Origin of the sequence: Bradyrhizobium jicamae (genome assembly GCF_018130215.1) — a bacterium.
Classification (GTDB): Bacteria; Pseudomonadota; Alphaproteobacteria; order Rhizobiales; family Xanthobacteraceae; genus Bradyrhizobium; species Bradyrhizobium jicamae_A.
Genome location: NZ_JAFCKQ010000001.1, coordinates 377,057 through 396,600, shown reverse-complemented (window position 1 = coordinate 396,600; position 19,544 = coordinate 377,057). Strand labels below are relative to the sequence as shown.

Here is a 19,544-nt window from a genome sequence, read left to right as displayed (position 1 = left end):
GCGTCCGCGGCTAGTTCTTGCGTTCGGCGACGAAACGCGCCGCCGCGCGCAGTACGTCGCCCCGCGCGCCGAACACGGACAGCGCGGCGTCGGCGCGCGCCAGCAGGTCGCGCACGCGCTGCTTGGCGCCCTCGATGCCGAGTTGCGTGACAAAGGTGGTCTTGCCGAGCGCCGCATCCGCACCGGCCGGCTTGCCGAGTGCGGCCGCATCGCCCTCGACATCGAGCAGGTCGTCGGCGATCTGGAACGCTTCGCCGAGTGCCTTGCCGTAATCGTCGAGCGCCTGGTACTCCCTCTCGGAAGACTGACCGAGGATCGCACCGGCAATGCAGCCGAAGCGCAGCAGCGCGCCGGTCTTCATCTGCTGCAGGCGGGCGACATCGACCGGCTCGCGGTCACCGAACCGGCCTTCGCCGGCGAGGTCGAGGATCTGGCCGCCAGCCATGCCGCCGATGCCGGAGGCGCGCGCCAGCGCACGGGTCAGCAGCAGGCGGACATTGGCGTCCTTGTGAATCTCGTCGCGGGTGATGATGTCGAAGGCGATCGTCAGCAGCGCGTCACCGGCGAGAATCGCGGTGGCGTCGTCATAGGCCTTGTGCAGGGTGGGGCGGCCGCGGCGCAGGTCGGAATTGTCCATCGCCGGCAGATCGTCGTGGATCAGCGAATAGCAATGGATGCATTCGAGCGCGGCCCCCGCCATCAGCGCCGCCTGCCGCGGAACCCCGAACACCGCGGCGCTTTCGACCACAAGGAACGGCCGCAGCCGCTTGCCACCGCCGAGGCTGGAATAGCGCATCGCCTCGATCAGTCGCTTCGGCCGCACGATCTCGTCCGAAACGGTCGCATCGGACAGCAATTTCGCAAGCAGGGCCTCGGTATCGTCAGCGGTCTGGTCCAGACGCTTGGAAAACTCTGTAGTACCGGTCGTCATCAAGAATTGCTCCAGATCGATTTTCGGCCGGACAATCGTTGATGGCACCGGCTTCGTCAATTCCACCCCGCGAGGGAACGCGCCTTAAAAGTGCTGGAAAAACCGTGAATTATCAGCAGACATCAAGTGGCGCCGGCCATTTTCGGGGCTGACGCGGACCGTGTCCGAGCCGGAAAGGGCCGTTTTGCGCATCGTCCGAATTTTATTGCTGCTCTTGCTGGTCCTGTTGTTGCTGCCCTATCTGGTGACGCCGTTCTACCGCACCGGCCATCCGGTCTCGGTGCTGATGGCCTGGCGGACCCTGACAGGCGCCCCCGTGACGCGCCATTGGGTCGATTTCGGCGAGATTTCGCCCTATCTGCCGCGCTCCGTGGTTGGTTCGGAGGACGCCCATTTCTGCAAGCACAAGGGCGTCGATTGGGGAGCGCTGCGCGAGGTAATCGATGACGCCGAGGACGGTGAGGTGGCACGCGGCGGCTCGACCATCACCCAGCAGGTCGCCAAGAATCTGTTCCTGTGGCCAGGCCGCAGCATGATCCGCAAGGGCCTGGAACTGCCATTGGCGCTCTGGATCGATTTCATGCTGCCGAAGCAACGGATTCTGGAAATCTACCTCAACATCGCCGAAATGGGGCCGTCCGGGCAGTTTGGTGCCGAGGCGGGGTCCCAATATGCCTTCGGCCGTTCCGCCGCGGCATTGTCGCCGCGCGATGCGGCACTTTTGGCGGCGATCCTGCCGAATCCGGTCAAAAGGAGCGCCCGGAACCCGGGTCCCGGCGTCCGCCGCCTGTCCGGAACCTACATGGCCAGGGCCAACAAAGTGCGGCGTTGCTGGAGCGAAAATCGCGGCTCTTGAGCCGATTTCGTACGCTTTTTGCTGTATCGCACCCTAGATTTACCCAGCCCCTTCCTCTATAAGCGCGGCCTTACCGGCATCGCAGCTTGCGCCCTGAAGCGCTATGCGCGCGTCCGCATTTCGGACGATGCCTCCGCAACACCCTAGAGGACACCGCTATGGCCGTTCCCAGAAGAAAAACCTCGCCGTCGCGCCGTGGCATGCGCCGCTCGGCTGACGCGCTCAAGACCCCGACCTATGTCGAGGACAAGGACTCCGGCGAACTGCGCCGTCCGCACCATCTCGACCTGAAGACCGGCATGTACAAGGGCCGCCAGGTCCTGAAGGCCAAGAAAGAGTCCTGATCGGACGCTCGGCCCGGGCGCTGCGATCCGGCGGCGCCGCGCCTGAATTCGGCCAACGAGTGCGGTCAAGAGGGGCGCGTCCGCGGCGGGGCCGACAGCATCGCCGCTTTGCCCGGTTCTTCCTGAGATAAGGCGCAAGCCCCGATGGTCGGATTTCCGCTGCTCCTGATTCCGCTCGCGGTCTACAACATCATCGTCTTCCTGATGCCCGGCCTGTCCTTCACGGACCCGCTGCTCAGGGTGACATTGATGTCGGGCGAGCAATGGCCGGTCGCGCTGAACGACATGCTGCTGGCAGCCGGCGTGCTGCTGCTGCTGCTCGAAGTGATCAAGGGCGCGCGGCCCGGCGCGAAATATCTGACCGATCATCTGCTGTCGCTGATCGTGTTCGGCGCGGCGGCCGCCGAATTCCTGCTCTGGCCGAAATTCGGCAACTCGACCTATTGCCTGCTGACACTGCTGGCCCTGGTCGACTTCATCTCCGGCATTGCGCTGCGCACGCGCCGCCGTGCGGTGGCCGTTACCACTCCACCTTCGGTGCGCGCCAGCAAGGCCGAGCCCACGGCGGAGGCGGCGCCACCCGCGCCTGCGCCCGAAGTCATCACGCCGGTGCCTTCGCGCGCACCGGCGCCCGTCATTCCTCCGGCAGCTTCACAGGTGCCGGCCGCAGCGTCGGTCGCTGAATCGGTGCTGCTGGACCAGGGGGCGCCGAAGCCGACGCAGCCCGCCGTCGCGGCGCCCGATCTGCAGCCGGGCCATCAGCCGTCGTCGGACGCGCCGCCGCGCTCCTGAAAGCACTCCTAGACGATCTGTCGGGTGCGCCGCGCTACGCTGCGGCGCTCACAGGGATGCGGGCCGTAGGCGCTCTGCGCATCGGCGAGCGATCCCCGCCGCAGTCCGCGGGTCTGCGGTTCGCGTTCCGCGGTCGCGATCAATTGGGTGACGAAGGACGGATCTGCGTGGGGCAGCGGGATCTTGGGCGCCCAATGCGTGGTCGTGGCCAGCGGCACGAGATCGGTGCAGGTGGTCGCGCGATCGTTGATCTCGTCGTCCAGAACTTCCGACTGATCGATGTCCAGCATGGTGAAGGTCCGGTTGAATTGTCACGTTTTGGGACGCTATGCCCCTCCATGACCTACTCATGGCAAAGGCTATGCCGGCCGGGCCCGATCCGTTCCGCGGCTGCTTCAAACGTGGTTTCCAGATTATTTATCAACTTCACCTAGCGTCGGATTCGTCGGAACCATTATCTTTGAGACACAGAATCACCCGATGGTGTCTCAAATCGAGGCCAGTTCGATGCCTGCTGTCCCGCCCGCTTCCAGCATCCTCGCCTCGCTCGGCCAGGCGACGTTCGCCTGGGATCTGGCGAGCGATGCGATCGTCTGGAGCGACAATGTCTCGGTGGTCTTTCCCGGCATCCCGCTGGAGCAGATATCGAGCGGCGCCGAACTCGCCCGGCTGATCGAGCCGCCGCGCGCGGTTCGGACCGACGTGCTCGCCCAGCCCGCGGCAGGAAGCGGCGAGGCGGTGCCGTACCGGATCGAATATGGCGTGCGCGCGATGATGTCGGCGCCGGTGATCTGGATCGAGGAAACCGGCTGCCGGTTCGCCGGCCCCGACGGCAAACCGGCCCGCGTGCAGGGCATCGTTCGCGTCAATAACGAGCGCCATGCCCGCGACGAGCAGCTCCTGAAGCTGTCGCAACGCGATCCGCTGACCAACGAGCTCAATCGCACCCACCTGATCGCCTCGCTGGCCGAGACCATCGAGGAGTGCGCGCGCTTCCGCTCCTCCTGCGCCTTCATGCTGATCGGCATCGATCATCTGGCGCGGATCAATGACGCCTTCGGCTTCGACGTCGCCGATGCCGTCATTGCCGAGATCGCCAAGCGGATCCGCGCGCGGCTGCGCAGCGGCGACGTGCTGGGCCGCTTCTCCGGCAACAAGTTCGGCCTGATCCTGCGCAACTGCACCGTTGACGATACCAATAGCGCGGCCGAGCGTTTCCTCGCCGCGGTACGCGACGATGTGGTGCCGACCAAATCCGGTCCGGTGTCGGTCACGGCCTCGATCGGCGCGGTCACCATCCCGCGCCACGCGCGCTCGGCGGAGGAGGCGGTCAACCGCGCCCAGGAGACGCTGGACGCCGCCAAGAGCCGGCGCGCCGGATCGTTCGCGCTATGGAAGCCGAATGTCGAGCGCGACGCCCAGCGCCGCGTCAACATCCGCGTCACCGACGAGATCGTCACTGCGCTCAACGAACGGCGGATCGTGGTCGGGTTCGAGCCCGTGGTCGACGCGCGCTCGCGGCAGCCGGCGTTCTACGAGTGCCTGGTCCGGATGGAGCAGGACGACGGACAGGCGCTGCTTGCGCCAGATATCGTGCCGGTCGCCGAGCGGCTCGGCCTGATCCGGCTGGTCGATCACCGGGTCCTCGAACTCGCCGTCGCGGAGCTTGCGGCGGCGCCCGGGGTGCAGCTCAGCCTCAACATCTCGCCGGATACCACGATGGATCCGGACTGGTGGACCACGATCGAAGCCCTGATGCACGCGCATCCCGGCGTCGGCGAGAGGCTGATCGTCGAAATCACCGAGACGGTCGCGATCCAGGATATCGACGATATCAGAGGCTTCATCACGCGGCTCAAAAGCTTCGGGAGCCGGATCGCGATCGACGATTTCGGCGCCGGCTACACCTCGTTCCGCAATCTGCGCAAGCTCGGCGTCGACATCGTGAAGATTGACGGCGCCTTCGTGCAGAATATTGCGCGCTCTTCGGATGACCGCGCCTTCGTGCAGACGCTGATCGATCTGGCGCGGCGCCTGCAGATCAAGACGGTCGCCGAATGGGTGCAGGACGAGGAGGCCGCCGCGATGCTGCGCGAGTGGGGCTGCGACTTCATCCAGGGCCGCCTGATCGGATTGGCGTCACCGGAGCGGCCGTGGAGCGCGGACGCGGAGAAGGCACTGCCGGCGGCGGGGTGAAGCGATCACATATCCCGCGAAGGCGGGGTACGCCGTGCCGTCCAGCACGCCGGCTGCAGCGGTTCGAACTCTGGCATCCCTGGAATACTGGATCGCCCGGCCGAGCCGGGCGATGACAGTCGTGAGTGTCGTGATTTGCGTGCCGGCAGCGCGGCGAAGAACGAGAACCTACTCGTCCTTCTTCGGCTGCGACATGCGCTCGAGGCGATCCTGCATGTCCTTCATCTGGCGGCGCAGATCATCGATCTTGCTGTCGTCGGGCGCGGGATCGGCGACCTTGTCCGGCTCGGCGTTGCCGCGTTGCGGCACGAATGGCTTGAACATCGAGAAGGTCTGCTGGAACAGCTCCATGTTGCGGCGGACCTGCTCTTCGAGCGGCGCAAACGGCGTTCCGCTCAACGCGCCAGCGATCTGCTTGCGGAATTTCTCCTGCTCCCGCGTCAGTGTCTCGAGCGATTGCTCGAGATATTTCGGCACCACCATCTGCATGCTGTCGCCATAGAAGCGAATCAACTGCCGAAGGAACGTGGTCGGCAGCAGGTTCTGGCCGGCCTTGTTCTCCTGCTCGAAAATGATCTGCGCAAGCACTGAGCGGGTGATGTCGTCGCCGGTCTTGGCATCATAGACGAGGAAATCCTCGCCCTCCTTCACCATCGCCGCGAGATCCTCGAGCGTCACGTAAGTGCTCGTACCGGTATTATAGAGCCGCCGGTTCGCGTATTTCTTGATCGTAGTCGGTTGTTCAGATTTTGCCATGGGCTCTCACTTCAACACCGAAGAACCTGGAACCCGGCAGCATCGCCGCAGGGTTAAATACAACGCATCGCAGCAAAGGTAAGCATTTTCAAAGCGCTTCGGCTACCGTTTTGTGCGGCACGGTTAATCTCAAAGCATAGGGATTGCTCAGGAAACGGCCAAGTGCGTCATTTTGAATGCGGCGCGACGCGAATTCGGCCACTGTTCGATTGACATGCCTCAACGAGGTTTACAGGATACGGATTAAGAGACAGGCCCGCCAACCGGCCGCCCGCCGTCGAGAAACCCAACTACAACCAACAGGAGATGTCCATGTCAGACGATGTCGTCATCGTCAGCGCCGCCCGCACCCCGGTCGGCAGCTTCAACGGCGCATTCGCTACCACGCCCGCCCATGATCTCGGCGCGATCGCCATCAAGGCGGCTCTGGAGCGCGCGGGCGTCGACCCGGGGCAAGTCTCCGAAGTCATCATGGGCCAGATCCTGATCGCGGCGCAGGGCCAGAACCCCGCGCGCCAGGCTTCGATCAAGGCCGGCATTCCGGTGGAGAGCCCCGCCTGGGGCGTCAACCAGCTCTGCGGCTCGGGCCTGCGCTCGGTCGCGCTCGGCTACCAGGCCCTGGTCAACGGCGACTCTTCGGTCGTCGTCGCCGGCGGCCAGGAATCGATGAGCATGGCCCCGCACGCGCAATATCTGCGCGCCGGCGTCAAGATGGGCGGCCTCGAACTGGTCGACACCATGATCAAGGACGGCCTGTGGGACGCCTTCAACGGCTACCACATGGGCAACACCGCCGAGAACGTCGCCAAGCAGTACCAGATCACCCGTGCGCAGCAGGACGAGTTCGCCGTCGCATCGCAGAACAAGGCCGAGGCCGCGCAGAAGGCCGGCAAGTTCAAGGACGAGATCGTCCCGGTCACCATCAAGTCGCGCAAGGGCGACGTCGTGGTCGATGCCGACGAGTATCCCCGCCATGGCGCCACGCTGGATGCGATGGGCAAGCTCCGCGCGGCCTTCGAGAAGGACGGCACCGTCACGGCCGGCAACGCCTCGGGCATCAATGACGGCGCCGCCGCGCTCGTGCTGATGACCGCCAAGGAAGCGGCCAAGCAGGGCAAGAAGCCGCTGGCCCGCATCGTCTCGTGGGGCCAGGCCGGCGTCGATCCCAAGATCATGGGCACCGGTCCGATCCCCGCCTCCCGCACCGCATTGAAGAAGGCCGGCTGGAACATCGCCGACCTCGATCTGATCGAGGCCAACGAGGCGTTCGCGGCGCAGGCCTGTGCGGTCAACAAGGACCTCGGCTGGGATCCGGCCAAGGTCAACGTCAACGGCGGTGCCATCGCGATCGGGCATCCGATCGGTGCCTCGGGCGCGCGCGTGCTGGTGACGCTGCTGCACGAGATGCAGAAGCGCGACGCCAAGAAGGGTCTCGCCACGCTGTGCATCGGCGGCGGCATGGGCATCGCCATGTGCGTTGCACGCGACTGAACAAAAGGCAGCGGAGCGGGTTAGGTGATGAAAAGATCATCTGTCAACCGCGGCGCGAGCTGATAAATAAGATGCCCGGCCACGCGCCGGGCATTTTTGTTTGTGTGAGTGAGTGCAAAGACTGGAGCTATCCGGTCATAAAAGACGGCCAAGGAGGAGACGGACATGGCACGTGTTGCATTGGTGACTGGCGGAACGCGGGGCATCGGAGCTTCGATCAGCAAGGGACTGAAGGCGGCCGGCTACAAGGTGGCGGCAAGCTATGCCGGCAATGATGCCGCCGCGGAGAAGTTCAAGGCGGAGACCGGCATCCCCGTCTACAAGTGGGACGTCGCCTCGTTCGACGAGTGCGCGGCCGGCGTGAAGAAGGTCGAGGCCGACCTCGGCCCGGTCGACGTGCTGGTCAACAACGCCGGCATCACCCGCGACACCGCCTTCCACAAGATGACGCTCGAGCAGTGGAATGCCGTGATCAGCACCAATCTCGGCTCGCTGTTCAACATGACGCGCCAGGTGATCGAAGGCATGCGCGCGCGCAAGTTCGGCCGCATCATCTCGATCTCCTCGATCAACGGGCAGAAGGGCCAGTTCGGCCAGGTCAACTATTCGGCGGCGAAGGCCGGCGATATCGGCTTCACCAAGGCGCTCGCGCTGGAGAATGCCAAGGGCGGCATCACGGTCAATGTGATCGCGCCCGGCTACATCAATACCGAGATGGTGCAGGCCGTGCCCAAGGACGTGCTGGAGAAGAACGTGATCCCGCAAATCCCGGTCAACCGCCTCGGCGAGCCCGAGGAGATTGCGCGCGCGGTGGTCTTCCTCGCCGCCGACGACGCCGGCTTCATCACCGGCTCGACGCTGACCATCAATGGCGGTCAGTATCACGCCTGATGGCTCTCGTCATTGCGAGGAGCGCTAGCGACGAAGCAATCCATTTCCGCTATTGACGGCGAATGGATTGCTTCGCGTCGCCTGCAATGACGAGAAAATGACAAATCGGACCGCTACCCTCGTTGGACTGACCGCTATCCTGATGTGGTCGCTGCTGTCGGTGATGACGGTGGCGACCGGCAAGATTCCGGCCTTCCAGCTCGCCGCGATGGCGTTCGCGATTGCTGCAGCGGTCGCCTTCGCCAGCTTCCTGTTTCGCCCCTCGGCGTTCGGCGCCTTGAAGCAGCCGCCGGTCGCCTGGGTGGTCGGTGTCGGCGGGCTGTTCGGCTATCACGCGCTGTACTTCCTGGCGCTGCGCTACGCGCCTCCGGCCGAGGCGGGCCTGCTCAATTATCTCTGGCCGCTCCTGATCGTGCTGTTCTCCTCGCTGCTGCCCGGCGAGCGGCTCGCCGCGCATCACATCGCAGGCGCCGTGCTCGGTCTCGTGGGCACGGTGCTGCTGTTCGCCGGCAACACCGGCAGTTTTGCGCAAAGCCAGATTCCGGGATTCGCGGCGGCCTTCGTCGCCGCCTTCGTCTGGGCGTCCTATTCGGTGATGTCGCGCCGGCTCAAGGCGGTGCCGACCGATGCGGTGGCGGGCTTTTGCCTCGCGACCGCCGTGCTGGCGGCGTCGGTGCACATGATGGTGGAGACGACCGTCTGGCCCGAGACATCGCTGCAATGGCTTGCGGTCATCGGCCTCGGCATCGGCCCGGTCGGCGCCGCGTTCTTTGCCTGGGACGTCGGCATGAAGCACGGCGACATCCGCGTGCTGGGGGCGGCGTCCTACGCCACGCCGCTGCTATCGACCGCCTTCCTGATCCTCGCCGGATTCGCAAAACCCAGCGCCAACATCGCCATCGCCGCGATCCTGATTGCCGGCGGCGGCCTGATCGCGGCGAAAGACATGGTGCTGAGGAAGAGAACGTAGCGATCGGACAAGAGGGGCTTCTACGAACAGGGCTCCCAACCCTTCGGCGCCAGCTCGAAGCTGGCAAACTCGAATCCCGGCGCCACTGTACAGCCGACCAGCGTCCAGTCGCCGCTGCTCTCGGCGGCCTGCCAGGCGTCCGCCGGCACGATCGCCTGCGGCCGCTCGCCGGCCGCGACGTCGGGGCCAAGCTTCACCGTGTGGCGGGTGCAGCCCTCATGCGCGATCTGCAGCAGCAGCGGCGCGCCCGCATAGTAGTGCCAGACCTCGACCGCATCGATGCGATGCCAATGCGAGCGCTCGCCGCGCGCCAGCAGGAAATAGATCGCGGTCGAGCGGGCGCGGCCGTTGGCGGCGCAGCGCTTGTCGCGAAACGTCTCGCGATAGTGCCCGCCTTCGGGATGCGGCTTCAACTCGAGCCGCGCGATGATCTCGGCAGCCGTGGGCAGCGGCATCAGGACTTGTTCTTGCGCTCGCGAAGCTCGCCGAACACCGCGGCAGGCTCGGCGCCCTTCATGTGCAGCTTGGCCGCAACCGACGGCTCGTCGGCGCGCAGGAACACATTGGCCTTCTTCTCCTCGCCGAGCAGGGTCGGGATCGTCGGCTTGTTCTCGGCGCGCAGTTTTGCGACTTCCGCCGCACGCGCCTGCAAGTCCGGATTGTCGGATTCGACTGTGAGCGCGAACTTGACGTTCGATGCCGTGTACTCATGGCCGCAATAGAGCCGGAAGTCGTCGGGCAGCGCGCGCAGCTTCAGCAGCGAATCCCACATCATCGGATAGTTGCCCTCGAACACCCGGCCGCAGCCGATCGAGAACAGCGTGTCGGCGGCGAACACCGCCTTCTCGCCGTCGAATACGTAGGAGATGTGGTCGAGCGTGTGGCCGGGCGTCTCGACGACGCGCGCCAGCAGGCTGCCGACCTTGATCACGTCTGCATTGGCGGCGCGCAGATCGACATTGGCGATCTTCGCCGACTTGTCGTGCGGGGCGACCACGCGGCAACCATATTTCTGCTTCAGCTCGGCGACGCCGCCGACATGGTCGCCGTGGTGATGGGTGAGGAGGATGTCGGTCAGCGTCCAGCCCTCACGTTCCAGCGCCTCGATGATCGGCCCGGCCTCCGGCGCGTCGATCGACGCGGTCGCCTTGGTCTCGGGGTCGTGGATCAGATAACCGAAATTATCGGTCAGACAGGGGAACAGGCGAATCTCGGCGGCCATGGTATCTCCACGAACAAAACGGACGGGTGTTCAACGCGCCCTATATAGGGGTGAAATATGGCGTTAACCCTCATGCGGCAACGCAAATTTCCGCGCGCCGCGGCCTTTGGCGGCGTGTTAGGTTGAGCCATGGACGTCATCGACCTCCGGGATTTCTACTCCCAGCGCCTCGGCATCGTGGCGCGCCAGCTCATCAACCGCGGTATCCGCGAACGCTGGTCCAATGCGGAGGGTCAGCGGGTGCTCGGGCTCGGCTATCCGACGCCCTATCTCGGCCTGTTCCGCGACAGCTGCGAGCGCTGCATCGCCTTCATGCCGGCGGCGCAGGGCGTCCTGAAATGGCCGACCGGCCGGCCGGCGCTGGCGACCCTGATCGACGAATTTTCGATGCCGCTGCCGGATGCCGCGGTTGACCGCGTGCTCCTGGTGCATGCACTGGAAATGTCCGACGACCCGGAGCGGCTGCTGCGCGAGGTCTGGCGCGTGCTGGCGCCATCGGGACGGGTGATCGCGGTGATCCCGAACCGGCGTGGCGTATGGACGCGCACCGACAACACGCCGTTCGGCCACGGCAGGCCCTATTCGCGCGCACAGATCACGCAACTCTTGCGGCAGACCTGGTTCACGCCGACGGCATGGGGCGAGGCGCTGTTCATGCCGCCGGTCCAGGGCGGCTGGTTCTTGCGCTCGGCGATGGCGTGGGAGCGCGTCGGCGCGGCGCTGTCGCTGCCATTTGCCGGTGTGCATATCGTCGAGGCGAGCAAGCAGGTCTATCGCGCGATTCCCGCGCACCGTGGGCGCACGCGGCTCATCCCGTCGTTACAGCCGGTGCTGGTGCCGTCGTCGACGGGAGCCCGGGGATAGCGCTTCGAGGAAAGGCGCCAGATCGAGAGGCTTGAAAAGTAGAAGGCGGACCGCCTGCGCGTGCCCGCCCTCAATCTTCAGAAATGATCCGGTGCCTTACTCGTTGCCCGGATTGAAGTCGTCGCTCGGCGCGGGCTGCGCCATCTCGGGACGCGGACCGTGCGGACGGCGGCGCCGGCGCGGGAAGCGTTCGGCACGCTCGCCACGCTCTCCGCCGCCATTGCCCTCAAAGCCGCCATTGACCTGCGGCTGCGGGCCGCCGGTGATGAAGGAGGGCAGGCGATCGACGCCGCCGGCATCGGCCATCGCGGGCTGTGGCTGGTTCGCCGGCTGCGGCTGATACTGCTGCGGCTGCGGACGATGCTCCCGCTCGCGGTGCTCCCGGTGCTCGCGCGGCTGCTGCTGGTCGCGCTGATAGGGCTGCTGGTTGTTGTCGCGCATATAGGGCTGCGGCTGGGGCACGAAGCCCGGCTCCTGGCCGAAGCTCGAATAGCCGTCACTGTCGTCGTCGCTGTCGTCGGACGGCGCCACCTCGGCATCAGGTCGCGGCTGCTGCTGGTTCTGCCGGAATTGCTCCTGCGCGGCAGCGATGATCCGGTAATAATGCTCGGCGTGCTGGTAGTAGTTCTCGGCTGCGACCGGATCGCCGGAGGAGCGTGCATCGCGGGCGAGCTGGACGTATTTCTCGGCCACATGGGAGGCCGTGCCGCGGATCTTGATGTCGGGACCGTTCGATTCGTACACCCGTGTCAGTGGATTCTGGCCGCGCCGGTTGTTGTTGTTGTTGTTATTGTTGTTGTTATTCCGGTTGCGCATCCGCTTGTTGTTCTGACCGTTTCTCATATGTCGCCTTTTATTCCAGCCCTGATGTTTTCGCAGTCCATAGCTTCGATCGATTCGGCACGCAGTTACGCGCACGGAATCGCAGTACCGTCCGAATTGGCTTCGATGTCGCCGACCATCTCGTTCAGCAATGTCGCGTTCAACAAAGACGCGTTCCCCAACCGCTGACGGGCCTCGCCAGCGACCAAATCATTCCGCCCGTCGAGACAGGCCCACTTCTCTTGCGTAAGTCTTCAAGCGCAATAACAGGCTTTCGTTCGCTTGGCGGTCGAGAGCAGCACAGCTTCGGCTTTTGCGCTCAATGTGACCTGCGTTTTGGAACCCTTCGATCGGCGGGCTCTCGTCGAGAACCCTGGTCATCACCCGTTGGCTACGGGGCCAGTACCGATGTTGTGCCCGGAACGTAGTCGTTCCCGGGGGATATTCCAAGAGCTTTTTTTGCGTTCCAATAGGACTTTATCGGGGCAACCGGCGGCCGGAAACCGCCCGCGGGACGCCCCCCAGATCGGCCTTGGGCGGCCCGGCTGTGGTTAACCCTGCGGCGGTCATCAAAGCTTCAATGTCCTCGCTCTGACCCGCGCCGGCCTCCACAACCAGAAAGCCGTTCGAGACCAAAAGACCCGCAGAGTGCGAGATCAGGGCGCGATAGGCATCCAGCCCGTCGGCGCCGCCATCGAGCGCCGCGGGGGGGTCGTGGTCGCGCACCTCGGTCGCGAGTTCGGCGATATCGGCGGAGCGGATATAGGGCGGGTTCGACACGATCAGGTCGAACGCGCCGTCCAGGCCACTCGCAAAATCGCAGCGGATGAAGATCGCGCGACCAGCGAGGCCAAGCCGCGCAGCGTTGTCGCGCGCGGTCTCCAGGGCTTGCTCCGAAATGTCTGTGCCGAAGCCCTGCGCATGGGGCAGCTCGGACAACAGTGCGAGCAGGATCGCGCCCGAACCGGTGCCGAGATCGGCCAGCCGCAGGGGGCGGTCGAGCGCGCCGTCGGCCCGCAACAGCTCCAGCGCGCGCTCGACCACCGTCTCGGTGTCGGGGCGTGGCACCAGCGTCGCGGCGGAGAGTTTCAGGGGCAGCCCCCAGAATTCCTTCATCCCGAGGATGCGCGCGACCGGCTCACCGGCCAGGCGACGCCGCGCCAGCGATTCGAGCTGACCCGATTCGGACGTGCTCAGGAGCCGGCTCGCCGCCTTGATCAGGCCGGTGAGATCGAGTCCGAGCGCTGCGCCGGTCAGAAGCCGCGCATCTGCTTCCGCCGAGTCGTTGCCGGCCGTCTTCAGGCGTGCGGCGAGCGCGCGGCGGGCGCTGTCGACGGTCGGACTGCCACGTTCGGCGGGTTGGCTCATCGCGGCTTGTTAGCCGATGGCCGACGCGGCGTCGATATGATGCGCCACGGACCCTGGCCCGCAGGCGGTCGTCCAGCAAATGCGCGCGGTCTGCTAGGCGGCGGGCAATCCTGCAATCTCGAGCCCATCTCCGAGGCACGACATGAATCTCGGAGTAAACGGCCATGCCCGCCGCGCCAGCGAGGCCGTCAAATTCGGCTCCTTCCGCAGCAGCTCCCGACCCATGCGACGTGCTTCCGCGCGGGCACCCGTCAAGGCGACGGCAGCAACGGCTACTCGTTGTGCCCAATGAGATTGCGGATAGGCCTCCACGCCGCTCCTGACCCATGCCGCCGCGCGATCGTAGCGTTCGGCTGCAAAGTGCGCGCAGCCAATGCCGATGCACGTGATGTGCCGCAGTGGCTCGAACGGCATCAGATGAAGCGCGATCCTGAGTTCGCGGAGTGCTCCATCGCTGTCTCCAACATAAGCGGACATCCAACCGCGACGAATCCAGCCATATGCCAACCAGGGATCAAGCGCCAATGCACGTTCCAGCCGCTGATCCGCTGCTTCAAGCTGATGGAGCAGCACGAGCGCGCCGCTGCTCAGCGTCAACGTCAGGGCATCGTCAGGGGCGAGCTCATAGGCTTCCGCGGCAAGCCGAGATGCATGATTGCGATCTGCCGCAGGAGTTGCAGCGAAATCATGCGCCGCACGCTGCGCCCAACACCAACCGGCGACCGCCTTGGCCAATCCATAGCCGGGCGCCAGCTCTTGCGGACGGCTCAGCTTTTCAAGGGCAATGTTGCATTGCGCGCGCTCAACCGCGAACGCAAATGGCAGGGCGTCCGATGTCAGTCGCATGGCCTCATCAAGATCGCAGTCGGAAGTCGTCGTGGACGCGCCTTTTGCACGGCGGATGGTCGCTGAAGGCAGTTCGCCAAACGCCTTGCGATATTCGGCTGCAAATCGCCCGAGCTGACTGAAGCCGTTGTTGAGTGCAACCGTCGTGACCGTAGCGTTCGGTCCAAGACGGACGAATTCCTGGCGCGCCCGTGCCAGCCGCATGTGACGCACCCAGCCAAGCGGCGTCGTGCCAAGAAACATCTTGAAGTGTTTCTCAAGGGTCCGAGGACGAACGTCAGCGGCCTGGGCAAGCAGATCGAGTTGCACCGGTTCGGAAAGGTGACCGCGGAGCCAGCCCAGAGCGCGCACGAGATCTGCGGGCAGGACATTGGAGAATGCCTGCCCGTCCAGGATTCCGCCGTCGGGATCAACGCCACTCATGTGATCGTCTGCCGATATCACGGCTATTCGCCGGCAGGGCCAGTCGCACGCGCATGCTACTGCGTTTTCGGCGATTTTTGAATATCGGCGCGCAAACTGAATAGCCCGGTTGCCGCGATTCACCGCAATCTTCCCGATACCGCGAATTTTTCCTGGAGACTCATCGATGCCGGGCGGTTGGCTCATTTCTCGACATGCTGCTTTGGTATCGGGGGCCATTGCAGGCATGGCGTTGACATCATCGACCGCCCCGGCTCAACAATTTGAAATCAAGCCGATAGCGGAGAGGAAAATTCCGCAACTGCCTATCGGTCAATTGTTCTGGCGCATCGACAATTTCCCGACGCTGGCCCAGGCGCAAGCGGCGGCTGGTCCGACTGCACTCGCCGCCGAAGCCGCCGGCAAGGCGTGGTTGTTCACCCTCGGCGCGAAGGGTGGATCGTCGCCTGGCGGCACCATGGTTGCGGAAGTGGGCCCGGTGCCGTCCTTCCCCGCGCCCCAGTATCTGTTGCGCATCAATAGCGCGGCCGGATCGCCGGGAGCTAGAACGCCCGTGCACACGCATCCCGGATCTGAAAGCTTCTATGTGCTGACGGGAGAGCTGGGCCAAAAGACGCCACATGGCGTTGGCCATGCGGCAGCCGGACAGGTCATGCCCGGACATGGGCCCGGCATGCCCATGGAGGTGTTCAGTAGCGGAACCAGCGATCTGAGTGCGCTTGTCATGTTCCTTGCCGATGCCACCAAGCCATTCTCCTCACCGGCCAGGATGCCTTGAAGGGTCGGAGTCGCCTTGGAGCGCGTCACTTGACCATGTACGACATCTGGAAGCGCAGAGGATGCAAACGCGTCATTCATTGATTGTCGCCCTCCTTGCAGCCCAATTTGCGATGGGGCCCGCGATATCACGCGCGCGAGCGCAGACGGAGATCAAAGGTGGGCACGCCAGCGTCAATCTCGAGCCCGGCGGCAGGACCACGCTCGAGATCGATAGGCCGTTTGGCCTCGTGCTGATCGGAGATCCCCGCGTGATCGATTTTCAGGCGCTGGGCAAGCGCTCGCTGCTCCTCAAGGCGCTGGGCCCCGGTACCACGAATCTGGTCATTGTCGACAAAGGCGGGATCGTGATCGCCAACCTGAGGATCGTTGTGCACAATCCCGGGCCAATTTGAACGCCGGGCAATCGCGACGAATGCGCGCGCGTCGGAAGGCCCGTCGGCTAGCCAGTCATGCAAGCCTAGACCCCGAGATAGCGCTGCAGGACGTCGGGCTGGGCCTTGATCTCCTGCGCCGGGCCTTCGTGGACGATGTGTCCGTTGTTGATGATGTAGATGCGCTGGGCGAGCGCGAGCGTCGCGGCGAGATTCTGCTCCACCAGCACGATGGTTTGCCCGGCCTCGGCGAGATCGCGGCAGGCCTTCATCAGGTCGCGCACGATCACCGGCGCCAGCCCCTCGAACGGCTCGTCGAGCAGGATGATCTTGGGATCGCGCACCAGCGCGCGCGCGATCGCCAGCATCTGCTGCTCGCCGCCCGACAGGTCGGTGCCGCGATTGCCGCGGCGTTCACGCAGGCGCGGGAACATCTCGTAGATGCGCTCCAGTGGCCAGCGCTGCGAGGCCGTCAGCCCGGCGATGACGAGATTCTCCTCGACGCTCAGGCTGCCGAAGATGCGGCGCTCCTCATGGACCAACTGCATGCCGGCCTGCGCGATCTTGTGGCTCTTGCGGCCCGATATCTCGATGCCGTCGAACATCACCGAGCCGGCGCGCGGGGTCACCACGCCCATCAGGCTCTTCAGCGTCGTGCTCTTGCCGGCGCCGTTGCGGCCGAGCAGCGCCACCACCTCGTTGCGCTCGACGCGCAGCGAGACGTCGAACAGGATGTGCGAATCGCCGTAATAGCTGTTCAGTCCGTTGACCTCGAGCAGGCTCATGCGGCGAGCACTCCATGCACGCCGCCAAGATAGGCCTCCTGGACGGTCGAATTGTTCTTGATCTCGTCGGGCGTTCCCTCGACCAGCACGCGGCCCTCCTGCAGCACGGTCACGCGCTCGGCGAGCTCGAACAGCGCATCCATGTCGTGATCGATGATGATCATCGTACGGCCCTGGCTGATCGACTTCAGGAGCCTCACCGTCTCGACCCGCTCGCGCGGGCTCATGCCGGCGAGCGGCTCGTCGAGCAGCAGCAGGCTCGGGGAGGTCGCAAGCGCGAGGCCGATCTCCAGCCGGCGCTTCTCGCCATAGGCGAGCTCGGACACCGGCGTGTCCGGCCGGGCCGTCAGATTGACCAGCTCGAGCGTGTGCTCGACGCGCTCGGTGAGGCCGGGAATGCCGTCGATGCTGCGGAACAGATCCAGCCGAAACCTGCCGCGCAGTCCGGACAGCGCCGCGATCACCAGGTTCTCGCGCACGGTCAGTCCTGCGAACAGCTGGTTGACCTGATAGCTCTTGGTCAGGCCGAGCTGGCAGACATCGGTGACGCTGAGCCCGGTGATGTCGCGGCCTTCGAACACGATGCTGCCCGACGTCGGGTGGACCTCGCAGGTCAGCATCTTGAAGAAGGTCGATTTGCCCGCCCCGTTGGGCCCGATGATGCCGCGCAGCTCACCATGGTTGACCGTGAAGTCGATGTCGCTGTTGGCGAGCAGGCCGCCATAGCGCTTGGTCAGGCCTCGCGCCTGCAGGATGGGGCCGGACGGCGCGCCGGGGAGGTGCGGTCGCGACGAGATCGGGACCGCGGCCGGCTCGTGGGCGGTGGCGGCTTCCGCGGCGCGCTGCTCGTCCTGCGCGGAAACACCTGCCTCGGTTGTGTCGGCTTCAGCGCCGCGCTTGCCGGTCAGCAGCCCATAGAGATCAACGAGGCCGCCGACGATGCCGCGGCGCAGGAAGCACACCAGCAGCACGAAGACGATGCCCAACACCAGCTTCCAGGCCGCGCCCAGATTGAGCGTCGCCTGCAGAAAATCCTGCAGCGACAGCCAGACGGCCGCGCCGACCAGCGGTCCGAACAACGTGCCGCGGCCGCCGATCGCCGTCTGCATCACGAGTTGCCCCGAGGTGTCGAAGGTGAATGCGTCCGGCGGCATGAAAGCCTGCAGCACGCCGAGCAGGCCGCCCGCGAAGCCGGCATAGGCGGCGGCGATCACGAACGCGGTCAGCTTGTAGGCGTGGATGTTGTGGCCGACCGCGGTCGCGCGCAGCGGATTGTCCCTGATCGCGCTGAAGATCGCGCCGACCGGCGAGCGCACGATACGCAGCGCGATGACGATGCCGACGAAATAGCACAGCGCGAGGAATTGATAGAGCGACCAGCCGCTGTCGAAATGCAGCGTGGTGAAGCCGAGATTGAAGCTCGGGGTCGGCACGCCAGGCAGCCCGTTCTCGCCGCCGGTCCAGTCCGACAGCGGATTGAACTCGACGAAGAAGAACACTTCGGCGATCGCGACCGTGATCATCGCGAAATAGATGCCGGTCCGGCGCAACGCGATCAGGCCGATCAGGTAGCCGGCGGCGGCCGCCGCGATCATGCCGATGACGAGCGCGAGCAGGACGTTGGGAAATCCGGCCTGGGTCAGCAGGTAGGCCGCAACGAAGCCGCCGGTGCCGTAGAACGCGGATTGGCCGAACGACAACAGGCCGGTGAAGCCGAACAGGATGTCGAAGCCGAGGCCGAACAGGCCCCACACCAGGATCCGGTTGACCGTGTTCGGCGCGAAGCCGAGCAGGGGCAGCACGAAGGGCGCGGCGATCAGGCCGATGGCGGTCAGGGTCTCGATCAGGTATGGGCGCTGCTTCAGCATTGCATATCCGTCGTCATTCGCGGCCCTGCGTGCCGAGCAGGCCGTGCGGTCTGATCACGAGCACGAGCGTCATTGCCGCGAACAGCATGACGTAGGCGTAACCGGGGTTGAACATGGAGGTGATGCTGATGATCTCGCCTGCGATCAGGCCGCCGAGGATGGCGCCGGGAAACGAGCCGACGCCGCCGATCACCACGACGACGAAGGTCTCGACCAGGATGTCGTCGCCGACGCCGGGCGTGAGCGACACCACCGGCGCATTGATGATGCCGGCGAAGCCCGCGGCCATCGCGCCGATGCCGAACACGATCATGAAGACGCGGTAGACGTTGATGCCGAGCGAATCCACCATCACCGAATCCTCGATGCCGGCGCGCACGATCATTCCCAATCGCGTGCGGTAGAGCACCAGGAACAGCCCGCCGAGCGCGACTGCGACGATGCCGACCACCGCGAGGCGATAGGTCGGGTAGAACAGGAAGCCGAGCGAGGTGATGCCCTGCAGCATCGGTGGCGGCGGTACCACCTGGGACTGGCTGGTGAAGATCAGCCGCACGATCTCGACGAAGCAGATGCCGAGCCCGAACGTGACCAGCAGCTGGTCCTCATGCGGACGATGATAGAAGTGGCGGATCACGACCCGCTCCATCACCACTCCGAGCGCCATCACGAACAGCGAGCCCGCCACGACCGCGACGACGAAGGAGCCGGTGTAGCTGTAGGCCACATATCCGGCATAGCCGCCGATCATGAACATGGCGCCATGGGCGAGATTGAGCACGCCGAGCGTGCCGTAGATGATCGTCAGTCCGGAGCTGATCAGCGCCAGCAAGGCGCCGAGCGCCAGTCCGTTAAACAGCTGGGAGACGAAATTTGGCCAGTTGATCATGGCGCGAACTCAGATGGCCCCGTCAATGAAAGCATGTCGCCGCTGGAGTTCCGGCACAAAACGACGCCGCGGGCGTTGA

21 protein-coding genes are annotated in these 19,544 nt (G+C 65.1%); 10 read left to right on the top strand and 11 right to left on the bottom strand.

Annotated features, from left to right (window positions below; translation table 11 throughout):
- Positions 1 to 10: 10 nt before the first annotated feature.
- Positions 11 to 931, bottom strand: coding sequence for a polyprenyl synthetase family protein (locus JQ586_RS01850; RefSeq protein ID WP_212392770.1), 921 nt, complete (start codon positions 929 to 931; stop codon positions 11 to 13).
- 184 nt (positions 932 to 1,115) lie between these two features.
- Here JQ586_RS01850 and mtgA point away from each other — a divergent pair, with 184 nt between their 5' ends.
- The 3 genes from mtgA to JQ586_RS01835 all read left to right on the top strand — a co-directional run bounded on the left by mtgA (position 1,116) and on the right by JQ586_RS01835 (position 2,923).
- Positions 1,116 to 1,787: a monofunctional biosynthetic peptidoglycan transglycosylase gene (gene mtgA / locus JQ586_RS01845; protein WP_212392769.1), complete on the top strand. Its 672-nt coding sequence runs from the start codon at positions 1,116 to 1,118 to the stop codon at positions 1,785 to 1,787.
- Positions 1,788 to 1,945: 158 nt separating this feature from the next.
- Positions 1,946 to 2,131, top strand: coding sequence for a 50S ribosomal protein L32 (rpmF, locus tag JQ586_RS01840; protein ID WP_044536294.1), 186 nt, complete (start codon positions 1,946 to 1,948; stop codon positions 2,129 to 2,131).
- Between the two features lie 144 nt (positions 2,132 to 2,275).
- The gene (locus JQ586_RS01835; protein WP_212392768.1) at positions 2,276 to 2,923 is read left to right on the top strand and encodes a hypothetical protein; all 648 of its coding nucleotides are present in this window, start codon (positions 2,276 to 2,278) and stop codon (positions 2,921 to 2,923) included.
- Between the two features lie 8 nt (positions 2,924 to 2,931).
- Here the strand turns inward: JQ586_RS01835 and JQ586_RS01830 are convergent, their stop codons facing one another.
- Positions 2,932 to 3,213: a hypothetical protein gene (locus JQ586_RS01830; RefSeq protein WP_212392767.1), complete on the bottom strand. Its 282-nt coding sequence runs from the start codon at positions 3,211 to 3,213 to the stop codon at positions 2,932 to 2,934.
- Positions 3,214 to 3,430: 217 nt separating this feature from the next.
- Here JQ586_RS01830 and JQ586_RS01825 point away from each other — a divergent pair, with 217 nt between their 5' ends.
- Entirely contained in the window at positions 3,431 to 5,119 is a 1,689-nt protein-coding gene (locus tag JQ586_RS01825) for a bifunctional diguanylate cyclase/phosphodiesterase (RefSeq protein WP_212392766.1), read from the top strand.
- A 168-nt stretch (positions 5,120 to 5,287) separates the two neighbouring features.
- Here JQ586_RS01825 and phaR read toward each other — a convergent pair whose 3' ends face one another.
- A complete protein-coding gene (gene phaR, locus JQ586_RS01820) occupies positions 5,288 to 5,875 on the bottom strand; it encodes a polyhydroxyalkanoate synthesis repressor PhaR (RefSeq protein ID WP_212392765.1) in 588 nt (195 codons plus the stop codon).
- Between the two features lie 312 nt (positions 5,876 to 6,187).
- Here phaR and JQ586_RS01815 point away from each other — a divergent pair, with 312 nt between their 5' ends.
- The 3 genes from JQ586_RS01815 (at position 6,188) to JQ586_RS01805 (ending at position 9,227) form a co-directional block, all read left to right on the top strand.
- Complete coding sequence (locus tag JQ586_RS01815; protein WP_212392764.1) at positions 6,188 to 7,366, top strand: acetyl-CoA C-acetyltransferase; 1,179 nt, start codon at positions 6,188 to 6,190, stop codon at positions 7,364 to 7,366.
- Positions 7,367 to 7,531: 165 nt separating this feature from the next.
- Positions 7,532 to 8,257 (top strand): acetoacetyl-CoA reductase, encoded by a 726-nt coding sequence (gene phbB / locus JQ586_RS01810; RefSeq protein WP_212392763.1) that lies wholly within the window; start codon positions 7,532 to 7,534, stop codon positions 8,255 to 8,257.
- Positions 8,258 to 8,354: 97 nt separating this feature from the next.
- Entirely contained in the window at positions 8,355 to 9,227 is an 873-nt protein-coding gene (locus tag JQ586_RS01805) for a DMT family transporter (RefSeq protein ID WP_212392762.1), read from the top strand.
- A gap of 20 nt (positions 9,228 to 9,247) precedes the next feature.
- Here JQ586_RS01805 and JQ586_RS01800 read toward each other — a convergent pair whose 3' ends face one another.
- On the bottom strand, positions 9,248 to 9,676 hold the full coding sequence (locus tag JQ586_RS01800) for a cupin domain-containing protein (protein ID WP_212392994.1): 429 nt from the start codon (positions 9,674 to 9,676) through the stop codon (positions 9,248 to 9,250).
- Between the two features lie 5 nt (positions 9,677 to 9,681).
- Positions 9,682 to 10,449 (bottom strand): hydroxyacylglutathione hydrolase, encoded by a 768-nt coding sequence (gene gloB, locus JQ586_RS01795; RefSeq protein ID WP_212392761.1) that lies wholly within the window; start codon positions 10,447 to 10,449, stop codon positions 9,682 to 9,684.
- A gap of 129 nt (positions 10,450 to 10,578) precedes the next feature.
- Between gloB and JQ586_RS01790 the strand changes: the two genes are divergently transcribed.
- Positions 10,579 to 11,313 carry a methyltransferase domain-containing protein gene (locus JQ586_RS01790; protein ID WP_212392760.1) on the top strand — a complete coding sequence of 245 codons (735 nt, stop codon included), beginning with the start codon at positions 10,579 to 10,581 and terminating at the stop codon, positions 11,311 to 11,313.
- A 96-nt stretch (positions 11,314 to 11,409) separates the two neighbouring features.
- On the opposite strand, the gene JQ586_RS01785 is transcribed toward JQ586_RS01790, so the two are convergent.
- The 3 genes from JQ586_RS01785 to JQ586_RS01775 all read right to left on the bottom strand — a co-directional run bounded on the left by JQ586_RS01785 (position 11,410) and on the right by JQ586_RS01775 (position 14,958).
- On the bottom strand, positions 11,410 to 12,156 hold the full coding sequence (locus JQ586_RS01785; protein WP_212392759.1) for a DUF4167 domain-containing protein: 747 nt from the start codon (positions 12,154 to 12,156) through the stop codon (positions 11,410 to 11,412).
- A 456-nt stretch (positions 12,157 to 12,612) separates the two neighbouring features.
- Positions 12,613 to 13,503, bottom strand: a complete 891-nt coding sequence (gene prmC, locus JQ586_RS01780; RefSeq protein WP_212392758.1) for a peptide chain release factor N(5)-glutamine methyltransferase — start codon at positions 13,501 to 13,503, stop codon at positions 12,613 to 12,615.
- Between the two features lie 93 nt (positions 13,504 to 13,596).
- Positions 13,597 to 14,958, bottom strand: coding sequence for a helix-turn-helix domain-containing protein (locus tag JQ586_RS01775; RefSeq protein ID WP_212392757.1), 1,362 nt, complete (start codon positions 14,956 to 14,958; stop codon positions 13,597 to 13,599).
- Here JQ586_RS01775 and JQ586_RS01770 point away from each other — a divergent pair.
- Together JQ586_RS01770 and JQ586_RS41285 are read left to right on the top strand one after the other, a co-directional pair.
- On the top strand, positions 14,939 to 15,550 hold the full coding sequence (locus JQ586_RS01770; protein WP_212392756.1) for a cupin domain-containing protein: 612 nt from the start codon (positions 14,939 to 14,941) through the stop codon (positions 15,548 to 15,550). The two genes, JQ586_RS01775 and JQ586_RS01770, sit on opposite strands and share 20 nt — an antisense overlap.
- Entirely contained in the window at positions 15,510 to 15,944 is a 435-nt protein-coding gene (locus tag JQ586_RS41285) for a pilus assembly protein N-terminal domain-containing protein (RefSeq protein WP_312016915.1), read from the top strand. Before JQ586_RS01770 ends, JQ586_RS41285 begins: the two co-directional genes overlap by 41 nt.
- 65 nt (positions 15,945 to 16,009) lie before the next feature.
- Here JQ586_RS41285 and JQ586_RS01760 read toward each other — a convergent pair whose 3' ends face one another.
- Genes JQ586_RS01760 through JQ586_RS01750 form a run of 3 tightly spaced genes read right to left on the bottom strand, consistent with a single transcriptional unit; the run spans position 16,010 to position 19,465 of the window.
- Entirely contained in the window at positions 16,010 to 16,708 is a 699-nt protein-coding gene (locus JQ586_RS01760; protein WP_212392754.1) for an ABC transporter ATP-binding protein, read from the bottom strand.
- Positions 16,705 to 18,576 carry an ABC transporter permease subunit gene (locus JQ586_RS01755; RefSeq protein ID WP_212392753.1) on the bottom strand — a complete coding sequence of 624 codons (1,872 nt, stop codon included), beginning with the start codon at positions 18,574 to 18,576 and terminating at the stop codon, positions 16,705 to 16,707. Before JQ586_RS01755 ends, JQ586_RS01760 begins: the two co-directional genes overlap by 4 nt.
- Before the next feature lie 13 nt (positions 18,577 to 18,589).
- On the bottom strand, positions 18,590 to 19,465 hold the full coding sequence (locus JQ586_RS01750; RefSeq protein ID WP_212392752.1) for a branched-chain amino acid ABC transporter permease: 876 nt from the start codon (positions 19,463 to 19,465) through the stop codon (positions 18,590 to 18,592).
- Positions 19,466 to 19,544: the final 79 nt, after the last annotated feature.

What these genes read in the sequence shown, in the direction of transcription:
- JQ586_RS01850 (WP_212392770.1), bottom strand. Translation starts at nt 931, where the DNA reads ATGACGACCGGTACTACAGAGTTTTCCAAGCGTCTGGACCAGACCGCT.
- rpmF (WP_044536294.1), top strand. Translation starts at nt 1,946, where the DNA reads ATGGCCGTTCCCAGAAGAAAAACCTCGCCGTCGCGCCGTGGCATGCGC.
- JQ586_RS01835 (WP_212392768.1), top strand. Translation starts at nt 2,276, where the DNA reads ATGGTCGGATTTCCGCTGCTCCTGATTCCGCTCGCGGTCTACAACATC.
- JQ586_RS01830 (WP_212392767.1), bottom strand. Translation starts at nt 3,213, where the DNA reads ATGCTGGACATCGATCAGTCGGAAGTTCTGGACGACGAGATCAACGAT.
- JQ586_RS01825 (WP_212392766.1), top strand. Translation starts at nt 3,431, where the DNA reads ATGCCTGCTGTCCCGCCCGCTTCCAGCATCCTCGCCTCGCTCGGCCAG.
- phaR (WP_212392765.1), bottom strand. Translation starts at nt 5,875, where the DNA reads ATGGCAAAATCTGAACAACCGACTACGATCAAGAAATACGCGAACCGG.
- JQ586_RS01815 (WP_212392764.1), top strand. Translation starts at nt 6,188, where the DNA reads ATGTCAGACGATGTCGTCATCGTCAGCGCCGCCCGCACCCCGGTCGGC.
- phbB (WP_212392763.1), top strand. Translation starts at nt 7,532, where the DNA reads ATGGCACGTGTTGCATTGGTGACTGGCGGAACGCGGGGCATCGGAGCT.
- JQ586_RS01805 (WP_212392762.1), top strand. Translation starts at nt 8,355, where the DNA reads ATGACAAATCGGACCGCTACCCTCGTTGGACTGACCGCTATCCTGATG.
- gloB (WP_212392761.1), bottom strand. Translation starts at nt 10,449, where the DNA reads ATGGCCGCCGAGATTCGCCTGTTCCCCTGTCTGACCGATAATTTCGGT.
- JQ586_RS01790 (WP_212392760.1), top strand. Translation starts at nt 10,579, where the DNA reads ATGGACGTCATCGACCTCCGGGATTTCTACTCCCAGCGCCTCGGCATC.
- JQ586_RS01785 (WP_212392759.1), bottom strand. Translation starts at nt 12,156, where the DNA reads ATGAGAAACGGTCAGAACAACAAGCGGATGCGCAACCGGAATAACAAC.
- prmC (WP_212392758.1), bottom strand. Translation starts at nt 13,503, where the DNA reads ATGAGCCAACCCGCCGAACGTGGCAGTCCGACCGTCGACAGCGCCCGC.
- JQ586_RS01770 (WP_212392756.1), top strand. Translation starts at nt 14,939, where the DNA reads ATGCCGGGCGGTTGGCTCATTTCTCGACATGCTGCTTTGGTATCGGGG.
- JQ586_RS01775 (WP_212392757.1), bottom strand. Translation starts at nt 14,958, where the DNA reads ATGAGCCAACCGCCCGGCATCGATGAGTCTCCAGGAAAAATTCGCGGT.
- JQ586_RS41285 (WP_312016915.1), top strand. Translation starts at nt 15,510, where the DNA reads ATGCCACCAAGCCATTCTCCTCACCGGCCAGGATGCCTTGAAGGGTCG.
- JQ586_RS01760 (WP_212392754.1), bottom strand. Translation starts at nt 16,708, where the DNA reads ATGAGCCTGCTCGAGGTCAACGGACTGAACAGCTATTACGGCGATTCG.
- JQ586_RS01755 (WP_212392753.1), bottom strand. Translation starts at nt 18,576, where the DNA reads ATGCTGAAGCAGCGCCCATACCTGATCGAGACCCTGACCGCCATCGGC.
- JQ586_RS01750 (WP_212392752.1), bottom strand. Translation starts at nt 19,465, where the DNA reads ATGATCAACTGGCCAAATTTCGTCTCCCAGCTGTTTAACGGACTGGCG.